Here is an 11,338-nt window from a genome sequence, read left to right as displayed (position 1 = left end):
TGGTGGGGAATTGAGAACGATTGATTTTAATCAAGTATATTCTGAGTACGCAAATCGTCTGCTCCATATTGCCTTTAGGTACACTCATGACAGGCTTTGGGCCGAGGATATCGTTCAGGAAGCGTTTCTAAAAATATTTAAAAAAATGGATACAATCGAAGATACCAATAAATTAGGTGCCTGGTTGTCTACCGTTACAGCCAGGACTGCCATAGACTTTTTAAGATCAGAAAAAAGAAATAGATGGATGCTTGTTGACTCTGCCCAAATGGAACCATTGTTGAGTCATGGGGTAACTAGGATGACCACTGAGGAAGCGGTTGCCCTACGCCTTTTTCAAAAAGATGTGGACAGGTCAATGGAGAGTTTATCTAAGGAATTCCAAGAAGTTCTGACCCTTAAAGTAAAATATGGTCTAAAGGAAAACGAAATCGCACGCCTGCTCGGTTTGAAATCAGCTACTGTTAAGACACGGCTATATCGGGCAAGAAAACAACTAAAACAGGCCTTTGCATAAAAGGAAACAGCATTAAAAACAATTTGATCTCCAATAAACAATATGGCACATCCATACATGGGTTGTGCCTCTTTTTCGCAGTTTTTAAAGGCTATAAATCCATTAAGGTCAAATAAAAAAATCCTCAACTCAAATCTTGACGAGAGGATCTTTTTATTTACCATGAAATATAGTACAATTTCCACAAGCATCCAATAAATAACAGTACAAACTTAATGGTGAGATAAGTCAGGAGAATACCATGGAATCGGTAGAAAAGAAACTAATCGTAAACTCGGAAAAGGGTAATTTGTTAAGAGAGTTAGTCAAATCAATGAGCGAGTGTAAGCGGTTCTATTTTAGCGTCGCATTTATAAATTTTAGCGGCCTTCAACTCCTCCTTGATCCTTTAAAAGAAGCAGAGAAAAAAGGGATTAAAGGTAGAATCATCACATCTACTTATCTTAATTTTACAGATGCAAAGGCACTAGAAAAAATGAAAGAGTTTAAGAATGTAGATTTAAAGGTGTTTGTTACTGACAAAGAAATTGGTTTCCACACCAAAGCATACATATTCGAGTATAGAGATAGCTATAAGGTGATTATTGGTTCATCAAATATTACTCAAAGCGCTTTAAAAAGCAATATTGAGTGGAATGTTGAAATTATCACTAAAGAGAATGGCCGTTTTATACAGGATGTTTTAAAGGAATATGATTACCTTTGGAATATGAGTGAGAATGCCGATGAGGATTTTATTAAGAGATATGAGGATTTCCTTAAGAGCTTTAAGAGCACTCAGATCACGCATCAAATGATTTATGAAAATAAACAATATATTGTACCAAATAGAATGCAAAAGCGAGCTACCGAAAATCTCGAAAGACTAAGAAGCTTTGGCGAAACGAAAGCACTTGTCATTGCAGCAACCGGTACAGGAAAAACGTACATGTCGGCATTCGATGTGAAGAGTTATAAACCTAAGAAATTACTTTTTATCGTACATAGAGAAGAGATCTTAAAGAAAGCGAAGGATACTTTCGAAATGCTATTACCGAATGAGGGTCTTTCTTTTGGCCTACTAACCGGTAATCATAAGCAAAAAAATGTGGATTATGTATTTGCCACCATACAAACTATTTCCAAGTGTTTTCATGAATTTGAAAGGGAAGAGTTTGAATATCTGATTATTGATGAAGCTCATCATGCGACAAGTCCAACTTACCAAACTGTTCTTAATTACTTTGAGCCAAAGTTTACCCTAGGGATGACCGCAACCCCAGAACGTAGTGATGGCTATAATGTGTTTGATCTCTTTGATAATAATGTAGCACTCGAGGTACGTTTACATGAGGCATTGGAGGATGAGTTGGTTATTCCGTTTCATTATTTTGGAATAACGGATATTGAAGGCATCGATTTAAGTGATGTAGATATTGATGATATCACGGAAATCACCAAGAGGTTAAAGGTTAATGAACGGGTTGATTTTATTATTGAGAAAATGGATTTCTATGGACATGATGGTGAGAAACGAAAAGGGTTAGGTTTTTGCATAAGCATAGAGCATGCACAGTATATGGCAAGTGAGTTTAAAAAGAAGGGCTATAATAGTGTTTGTTTATATGGTGCCGATTCATCTGATACACGTGAACGGTATATTAACAGTTTAGAAAGTGATCATGATGATTTAGAATTTATTTTTACCGTTGATATTTTTAATGAGGGTGTCGATATTCCTTCTGTTAATACTGTTTTAATGCTGAGACCCACCAACTCTCCTATTGTGTTTATTCAACAATTAGGAAGAGGATTACGTAAGTATGCTAATAAAGAGTTCTTAACGGTCCTTGACTTCATAGGGAACCATAATAAAACGTTTTTGATTGCTTTAGCACTAAATGGAAGCCGGTATTATGATAAGGAAAGCTTAAAAGTAGCTGTTGCAACTGGTTTTGCGAATATTCCAGGGTGTACTCATATACAAATGGATAAGATTTCTGAGGAAAGGATTTTAACTCAGATTGATAAGGAAAACTTCAATTCCATGAAGTATTTAAAGGAAGAGTATTTTGAATTTAAAAAGCTAAATCAGGGTCGAATTCCAATATTGTTAATGGATTATATGAAATATGATGGAGCACCTGATCCAGTTAAATTCATTGATCGAGAAAAAACATACTTACAGTTCGTGGCCAAAGTTGAAAAGGATGACTATTTAAAGAAGCTTTTACAAAATGAAGATTTTGAAGGGACATTAAAGGAACTATCAAGTAAACTTTCGATTAAAAGGATTTATGAGTTTGTTATCATAAGGTATTTGTTAGACCACGAGGAGATAAATTTAGATATCGCTAAACATCAAATCCTAAAAATGGTTAGTAATGTTGATGATGATAGTGTTTTTCATGCTTTTGAATGCTTAAATCAAAACTATTATGACAGTGTCCAGATTAAGAATAAGCCGAAGTTAGTTCATTATATCAATGGGAAACTCATTAAAACGCCACTTTTTAAAGCGGTATTAGAAAATGAGGATTACAGAAGGTTTATTGAAGATATCATCACTTATGGGATTTTCCGGTACGAAAAGGAATTCAAAGCGGACTACTACAGTGTCCCACACTTTAAATTATTTGAGCAATACCAAATGGTGGATGCAGCTTTGTTATCGAATTATCGTAAAATCCATAGTTCCTTTAGGGGTTCAGGGCTTCTTACGAATGGGAATAATTATTTCTTATTTATCGATCTCCATAAGGAAGAGGATATTAAGGAAACTATTAATTATAAGGATAAATTTATCGATGAGCGTTATTTTCAATGGCAAACTCCAAATAGTACTTCCCAAGATACAGAGAGAGGGCAAAATATTATTTATAATGAACGTCAGGGAATCAATCTTCATCTATTTGTAAGAAAGTACAGAGAAATCGACGGAAAGAATGAGCCTTTCATTTATATTGGAAAAGGGAATACAGTTAAATTTGAAGGTGAAAAGCCAATCACTGTAATACTAAAATTAGAAAACGAAATTCCTTCAACTTTATTTACGGAATTTACAAAAAAAGTATAGTCTTCTCATTGTGAGAAGACTATTTTTCTTGAATTAGTTGTTCCACCGCAGGAATATCAGCTGGGGCCCATTTTAGTGACTCAAGGTTTTCTCTTTTTAGCCAAATTAGCTTAGAATGTTCACTTTTTGTGGGAATTCCTTCAACCACTCTACACTTGATAGAGATTAAATTAATAATAAATGTTTCATATTCATGGGTGTTGTCATTAAATACTTCTTTAAATGTCTCAATCTTACAGTTTAACTCTTCAGTAATTTCTCTTTCTAAGGCGGAATAAATATCTTCGTTTACTTCTACCTTTCCACCTGGAAACTCCCACATATTTGGAATAGACATTTCAGGAGATCTTAGTGCACATAAAATTTCTTGCTTTTCGTTTTCAATAATTGCTGCAACTACTTTAACTAGCTTCTTCATGATAGCCCCCTACAAGGTGATATGTTAGTGATAATGATATCATCTTTTATTACAAAATTCTCGTTAAGGATAGTTAAAAGGGAGAATCGCATCGGTAAAAGAGTAGTACGTCTAAAACCTTTTGGACGTTTCAAGACGCTAAATGAGGCTGCTAAAGGCTAAAGAATATTTACATATCACAAATTAAAAAAGAAGTAATGTGATTACATTTATTGTAATAAAAAAATCCCCTCTTTATCAAAATCCATACTTTCTGCACAATTTTATAGTAGGATATGTTTTGTATCAAAGTTTAGGAGGGTTCATATGAAAAGAAAAAAATGGTTGATTGGTGTTTTTTCCTTAGTATTAATGTTAATGTTAGCAGCGTGTTCTAACAACAGTAATGATAACATTACTGACAAAAGTTCAAAGACGGACCATGAAAATATGAAGATGGACGATAATAAAAATATGGATATGGGTGATATGAATCATTCTGGTTCAGGTGAAGTTCCTGAAGGACTAAAAGCAGCTGAAAATCCAACCTATAAAGTAGGAAGCCAAGCAATCATAAAGGCAGATCATATGGAAGGTATGAATGGTGCTGAGGCGACGATTGTAGGTGCATATGATACAATTGCTTACGCTGTTACCTATACACCGACTACAGGGGGAGAACCGGTAAAAAATCATAAATGGGTGATTCAAGAAGAAATTAAAGATGCTGGTGATCAAGCATTAGAACCTGGAACAAAGGTTACCTTAGAAGCAGACCACATGAAGGGTATGAAAGGAGCAACTGGAACCATTGATTCAGCTGAAAAAACAACAGTATATATGGTTGATTACACTCCTACAACTGGTGGAGAAAAGGTGACAAACCACCAATGGGTAACAGAAAGTGAACTTTCTGCTAAATAATCAGAAACGCATAAAAATATGAATAAGATAAATTAGAGGTTAAAGGGATTGAGTTGCAATCCCTTTTTATTTGCGAACAATTGCAATCAATAATTATCATTCTCCACAATTTCTATATTTTTTTATGTTAACCTATTTCTATTAAAATAGTGATGTAAGGTGATTTTATGTACAATTTACTAAGCCAAATAAGTGCAGTATTAAGCAAACCATTTTTTAATATGGCAAATAGCTTAGAATCCTGGCCCATTGTCTTTGCATTAATTTTGGGATTAGTAGGAGCACTGGCACCTTGTCAGCTTACAGGAAATATTAGTGCATTAACCCTTTTTATGGCAACCGCTCTATACAAAGGAAAATTGCTTGGAGGGATGTCACATATTTCACACTAGGAAAAGTAGTAGCTTTTTCATTATTAGGTGTTTTGGTATGGATGCTAGGAAGAGGATTTGAACAAGATCTACCTTTATATTTTCCTTGGCTTCGAAAAATAATGGGGCCTTTATTAAACTTTGTTGGTTTGTTTATGTTGGGGATTATCAAATTAAAGGGATCATTTAATTTATTAAAGCTTTCGAAAGAATACAAGCATGAAAGTTCATTTGCTTCTTTTATGTTAGGACTTAGTTTTTCACTTGCATTCTGTCCAACTATGTTTGTCCTATTTTTTGTGACCTTAATGCCAGTAGTACTTGCTGGTCCATACGGTTTTATTCTGCCTCCTGCTTTTGCTCTGGGAACAGCCATTCCATTATTGGTTGTGATTTTCGTTATTTGGTACCTTGGTGGAAGTGGAGTAATTATGAAAAAGGGAAGAAAATTGGGTATGGTTATTCAACGAATTTCCGGTGTCCTGATGCTACTCTTAGGAATCTTTGATATGGTAACTTACTGGTCCTTATAGAGGAAAAAAAGAGATTGATCATCGCCTATAAAAATTAAAAAGAAGGAGGGTATCCTTCATTTTTAATTAGTTTATGCTATTTTTAATGTTTTAAGCTAATTGTAAAGCTTGTTCCATGTCCCACTTGGCTTTCAACAGAAATTTCTCCTCCGTGAGCTTCAACTATTTGTTTAACAATAGAAAGGCCTAATCCAAACCCGCCGGTAACTCTTGAGCGGGATTTTTCCACTCTATATAAACGGTCAAAGATATAAGGAAGATATTCTTGCGGAATGCCTATTCCCTGGTCCTTTATTGTAATTTCAATTGTTTCATTCGCCTCACTTACGCTTAAATACGTGGTCGTATTCTCTTTTGAATATTTAAGACTGTTATCTAACAAATTTAATATTACTTGTTCAAAGCGGGATGGGTCTATATTCAAATCAATAGTTTGGTAACAGACTAGCTTTAGTGCTACTCCCTTATTTTTAAAGGCAGGTAAAACCTTTTGATAAATCGATTTTAAATAGACACATAAATCGACTTTTTCTTTAAAAATTGAAAACGTATTTTGGTCCAATTTTGCCAGATCAAATAATTCTTTAAGTAATTCGCTCACACGTTGAGATTCCTCACGGATAATATCGAGGTACTTAAATCTATCAGCTTCATCAAGGTCCTTCCTTTTAGCTATATCAGCATACCCATTAATATAAGTTAAGGGAGTTCGAAGTTCATGAGAAATACTGGCCAAAAATTCATTTCTCTCTTGTTTTAAATAGTTTAAGTCATTTGCCAGCGTCTGTATCGATTGGGACAATTCACCAAGCTCATCTTTAGAAGGAGGTGGAAGTGTTACGGAAAAATCCCCTTTACTCAGCTTTTTGGTTGCTTCTTTCATTGAAATAAGGGGCTTTGTTAGTGCTTTGGATAAAAAGAAAACAGTAATTAACATAAAAATAAGGATTAATAATGAGGCCAAAAGAAAATGTTTATTCAATTGCGAGATTAACTTTTGAACCTCATCCGTTTTTCTAAACATATACACGTAACCAGCTTTTTTTTCATCCTTATTATTAAATGCAGTAATGGTTGCAATATATTTTTCGTTTTGCCAATCTGGTTGAAGAATTCTACCACTTCTAGGAAGGTTATTGATACGTTTATTTAATAAGCCCTCCATGTTTTTATTGATTTTAGTTGAAGAAGCCAAAATTTCTCCTTTGGTATTTGTAATCACCACTTCAGTATCTGTCTGCGATTCCATTAGACTAATGTGATGAAGGGTTGCGGAATCTGAATTAATTTCTAATACAGCACGGTGACTATTGCCTCTTGCTTGAAGTGCTTGCAGTTCCTGATGAACTTGTGAGTGTACTAATTTATCATGTAAGAAAATCATAGAAAAGGATTCGATAAAAACTATACTAATAAAAAACCATAAACCTAATTTAATGGATATTTTCATGCCGTACACCTCAATTTACCTGTTCTTTTCAGGATCTTCCTTTACCCATTTGTATCCAATCCCCCAAACTGTAAAAAGGTGGTTATCTATAGGGAATCCTGCATTCCTTAACTTTTCACGTAAATTCCTAATATGGGAATCAATCGTTCGATCATCTATTTGCGACTGGAGCCCCCATATAGATGACAATAAATGTTCACGAGAGTAAACTTTTCGAGGGTTTTTTAGAAACAAACCAATTAAAGCAAATTCTTTCGGTGTGACCGAAATGACTTGGCCTTTATATTTTAATTCCATAGATTCCTGATTCCATTCTAGGCCATTGAAAACAAGAAAATGCTGATTTTCTGTTGAAGTTCTCGTTCTTCTTAGCAATGCCTCGATTCTGGCTAATAACTCCTCTTCATTAAAAGGTTTTGTCACATAATCGTCAGCCCCAAATTTTAGACCCTTTATGATGTCTGGCGTTTCACTCCTGGCTGTCAGCATAATAATGGGGACATCTGAAAACTCTCTTATTTTTTGGCAGGTTGTCCAACCATCCATTTCTGGCATCATAATATCCAAGATTACCAAATCAATTTTTTCTTTTTCAAAATAAGTCAGAGCGACTTTTGTTGAGGTAGCTTTAACACATTTATAACCGTGAGGAGCTATGTAAAGACCTAAAAGGTCAAGCATTCGAGTTTCATCATCGACAAGTAAAATTGTTTTCATATCGCCACCACCGTATCAAAGTTATACCTTAATAATAGAAGAAGATTTTGAAGAAACTTTGCAGATTTAATAGTTTTCCAAATTTCTTAACAAATTCCACCAAAAAATGATAGGTTAATAATATCTGCTAAAGTTAATATTGTAAAAAGTTTGTTTCTAGATAGAATAACTATTTTGAACAATCACAAGAACTTATGAATAAATTGTGAAAGTCGGATACAAAAATAAAAAAATTTCAATAACGCCTATTTACATAGGATAGGGGGGTATGGTAAATTTAAATCAAAGGAGAGATGGTAATGAATAATCACGATCCTGTTAACCTGAATCATTCTAATGAACACTGTGCTCCTTTAACGTCGGAACGAAAAAGTCATCATTCAGATAAAACGAAGCAAAATCTTGTTTCAAGATTAAATAGAGTTGAGGGACAGATTCGTGGTATTAAAGGTCTTATTGAAAAAGACACCTATTGTGATGATGTTATTACGCAAATTGCAGCCACCCAAGCAGCTTTAAATAGTGTTGCGAAAGTTCTTTTGGAAGGCCATATGAAAAGTTGTGTGCTCGAAAGAATTCAAGAGGGCGACCATGAAGTTGTGGATGAACTGCTAACTACTATACAAAGACTAATAAAAAAATAAATGAGAGGGAGTTTTAAAATGGAAAAGGTAACATTAAATGTTCAAGGCATGTCTTGCGGTCATTGTGTGAAAGCAGTAGAAGGAAGTGTTGGTGCACTAAACGGTGTTAGCTCCGTAAAAGTTGACTTAAAAGCAGCTAAAGTGGATGTTGAGTTTAATAACCAAGAGGTTTCATTAGATAAGATTAAAGAAACCATCGATGATCAAGGATACGACGTGAAATAAATATTGAAAGAGACGTGCTAGTAATAGCACGTTCTTTTCGCAAAAAAATATACCTCTATAGGGTATAAGGAGTTGGCTTTTATGAGTCAAAATGTAAAAGAAACTAATTTACAAATCTCAGGTATGACCTGTGCAGCCTGTGCGATAAGAATTGAAAAGGGTCTTAATAAATTAGAAGGCGTGGAAGAAGCAAATGTTAATCTTGCTTTAGAGCGATCAAATGTTAAATATAATCCAGAAAAAATAAATATTGAAGAAATTGAAAAAAAGATTAAAGATCTTGGTTATGATGTTGTTAATGAAAAAACGGAATTTGACATAACCGGTATGACCTGTGCTGCCTGTGCTACACGAATAGAAAAGGGTTTAACTAAATTAAATGGTGTCGTAAAAGCAAATGTCAATTTGGCACTTGAAAAAGCGACTGTAGAGTATAACAGTGCGGTTCTAAACCCAAGTGAAATTATTAAAAAGGTAGAAACCCTTGGTTACGGTGCTCAAATAAAGGAAGATGCTAAAGAAACAAGTGATCATCGACAAAAGGAAATTGAAAAACAAACAGGGAAGTTTATCTTTTCGGCTATCCTTTCATTTCCGCTTTTATGGGCAATGGTCGGGCACTTTTCCTTCACCTCATTTATTTGGGTCCCAAAGATGTTTATGAATCCATGGGTACAGTTTGCCCTTGCTACCCCGGTTCAGTTTTTCATAGGTAAGCAGTTTTATGTTGGAGCCTATAAGGCATTAAAAAATAAAAGTGCTAATATGGATGTCCTCGTTGCTATAGGTACGTCTGCAGCTTATTTTTACAGTTTATATTTATCACTGCTGTCTATTGGAAATATGACTCATTCCGTTGAACTTTACTATGAGACTAGTTCCATTCTTATTACGCTGATTATTCTTGGAAAGCTTTTTGAAGCAAAGGCGAAAGGAAGGTCATCAGAGGCGATTAAAAAACTGATGGGTCTCCAAGCAAAGACAGCGATTGTTGAAAGAGATGGAGCAGAGCAAGAAATCCCCATTGAAAAAGTAATCGTTGGCGATATTGTTCATATTAAACCCGGTGACAAGATACCGGTAGACGGCAAGATATTGGAAGGTCGTTCGGCCATTGATGAATCAATGCTTACAGGAGAGAGTGTCCCGGTTGATAAGACCATTGGGGATGAGGTAATCGGATCTACGATCAATAAAAACGGATTTTTATTAATTGAGGCAACAAAAGTAGGCAGAGATACTGTTTTAGCTCAGATTATAAAAGTAGTAGAAGAAGCGCAGGGCTCTAAGGCACCGATACAACGTCTTGCGGACAAGATTTCCGGTGTGTTTGTTCCGATTGTTGTTGCCCTAGCTGTAGTAGCTTTTATCGTTTGGTATGTTTGGGTGTCTCCTGGCGATTTTGCGGAAGCACTAGAAAAATTGATAGCAGTTCTAGTTATTGCTTGTCCTTGTGCATTGGGATTAGCAACGCCAACGTCTATAATGGCGGGTTCAGGTCGTGCAGCGGAATATGGAATTTTGTTTAAGGGTGGAGAGCATTTGGAAATGACCCATAAAATTTCTACGGTTGTATTAGATAAAACAGGTACTGTTACAAACGGAACACCTGTTTTAACAGATGTATTCACTGCCTCAACTCTAACAGAAGATGAATTTTTATCATTTGTTGGATCCGCTGAAAAACAATCAGAACATCCACTAGCAAAAGCAATTGTTCAAGGAATTAAGGATAAGGGGATTTCTTTAAAGGAAGTTAAGGATTTCGAGGCGATACCCGGATTTGGTATCAAAGCAAAAGTCGATGGAAAAGAACTATTAATTGGTACTAGAAAATTAATGAATAAATACAATGTTGCTGTAGAAAATGGTTATGATCAAATGAATGATTTAGAAAAGGTTGGTAAAACAGCAATGCTCGTCGCTATCGACTACCAATACGCTGGGATGGTAGCTGTAGCGGATACGATTAAAGAAACGTCCAAATTAGCCATAAGTCGCCTCAAAGATATAAGAATAGAAGTAATTATGATTACTGGGGATAATAAACAGACTGCTCAAGCTATAGCCTCACAAGTAGGTATAAAAAAGGTTATTGCTGAAGTTCTTCCTGAAGGAAAGGCCGATGAAATAAAGAAATTGCAGGCTGAAGGGAAGAAAGTTGCAATGGTTGGTGATGGAATCAACGATGCTCCAGCCCTTGCGGTTGCAGATATCGGAATGGCTATTGGAACTGGTACCGATGTTGCAATGGAAGCAGCCGATATCACCCTTATTCGTGGAGATTTAAATAGTATTGCCGATGCGATTTTTATGAGTAAAAAGACCATTCGTAATATTAAGCAGAATTTGTTCTGGGCCCTTGCCTATAATACCCTTGGTATTCCTGTTGCTGCTCTTGGATTCCTGGCACCTTGGTTAGCAGGGGCAGCAATGGCATTCAGTTCAGTATCGGTTGTTCTTAATGCGTTACGTTTACAAAAAGTAAAATTGTAGAGGTGAGCA

9 protein-coding genes and 1 pseudogene are annotated in these 11,338 nt (G+C 35.3%); 7 read left to right on the top strand and 3 right to left on the bottom strand.

Annotation, left to right across the window (positions count from 1 at the left end):
* Positions 1–10 precede the first annotated feature (10 nt).
* Positions 11–517, top strand: coding sequence for an RNA polymerase sigma factor (locus AAHB15_RS07305; RefSeq protein ID WP_342042081.1), 507 nt, complete (start codon positions 11–13; stop codon positions 515–517).
* A gap of 241 nt (positions 518–758) precedes the next feature.
* On the top strand, positions 759–3,572 hold the full coding sequence (locus AAHB15_RS07300; protein ID WP_342042080.1) for a DEAD/DEAH box helicase: 2,814 nt from the start codon (positions 759–761) through the stop codon (positions 3,570–3,572).
* 19 nt (positions 3,573–3,591) lie between these two features.
* On the opposite strand, the gene AAHB15_RS07295 is transcribed toward AAHB15_RS07300, so the two are convergent.
* On the bottom strand, positions 3,592–3,990 hold the full coding sequence (locus AAHB15_RS07295; RefSeq protein WP_342042079.1) for a (deoxy)nucleoside triphosphate pyrophosphohydrolase: 399 nt from the start codon (positions 3,988–3,990) through the stop codon (positions 3,592–3,594).
* 306 nt (positions 3,991–4,296) lie between these two features.
* On the opposite strand from AAHB15_RS07295, the gene AAHB15_RS07290 reads away from it, so the two are divergent.
* Together AAHB15_RS07290 and AAHB15_RS07285 are read left to right on the top strand one after the other, a co-directional pair.
* The gene (locus AAHB15_RS07290) at positions 4,297–4,893 is read left to right on the top strand and encodes a YdhK family protein (RefSeq protein ID WP_342042078.1); all 597 of its coding nucleotides are present in this window, start codon (positions 4,297–4,299) and stop codon (positions 4,891–4,893) included.
* 167 nt (positions 4,894–5,060) lie between these two features.
* A pseudogene (locus AAHB15_RS07285) lies at positions 5,061–5,797 on the top strand (urease accessory protein UreH domain-containing protein).
* An 82-nt stretch (positions 5,798–5,879) separates the two neighbouring features.
* Here the strand turns inward: AAHB15_RS07285 and AAHB15_RS07280 are convergent.
* Both AAHB15_RS07280 and AAHB15_RS07275 read right to left on the bottom strand, forming a co-directional pair.
* Positions 5,880–7,247 carry a sensor histidine kinase gene (locus AAHB15_RS07280; RefSeq protein WP_335574208.1) on the bottom strand — a complete coding sequence of 456 codons (1,368 nt, stop codon included), beginning with the start codon at positions 7,245–7,247 and terminating at the stop codon, positions 5,880–5,882.
* Between the two features lie 15 nt (positions 7,248–7,262).
* Complete coding sequence (locus AAHB15_RS07275) at positions 7,263–7,964, bottom strand: response regulator transcription factor (RefSeq protein WP_335574209.1); 702 nt, start codon at positions 7,962–7,964, stop codon at positions 7,263–7,265.
* Positions 7,965–8,263: 299 nt separating this feature from the next.
* Here AAHB15_RS07275 and AAHB15_RS07270 point away from each other — a divergent pair, with 299 nt between their 5' ends.
* The 3 genes from AAHB15_RS07270 (at position 8,264) to AAHB15_RS07260 (ending at position 11,329) form a co-directional block, all read left to right on the top strand.
* Entirely contained in the window at positions 8,264–8,608 is a 345-nt protein-coding gene (locus tag AAHB15_RS07270; protein WP_251565956.1) for a metal-sensitive transcriptional regulator, read from the top strand.
* A gap of 18 nt (positions 8,609–8,626) precedes the next feature.
* Positions 8,627–8,833, top strand: a complete 207-nt coding sequence (gene copZ, locus AAHB15_RS07265; RefSeq protein ID WP_335574210.1) for a copper chaperone CopZ — start codon at positions 8,627–8,629, stop codon at positions 8,831–8,833.
* A gap of 81 nt (positions 8,834–8,914) precedes the next feature.
* Entirely contained in the window at positions 8,915–11,329 is a 2,415-nt protein-coding gene (locus AAHB15_RS07260) for a heavy metal translocating P-type ATPase (protein ID WP_335574211.1), read from the top strand.
* Positions 11,330–11,338: the final 9 nt, after the last annotated feature.

This window comes from Bacillus sp. OTU2372 (genome assembly GCF_038440275.1).
GTDB lineage: Bacteria > Bacillota > Bacilli > Bacillales > Cytobacillaceae > Neobacillus > Neobacillus bataviensis_B.
This window is presented reverse-complemented; position numbering and strand designations above follow the sequence as displayed.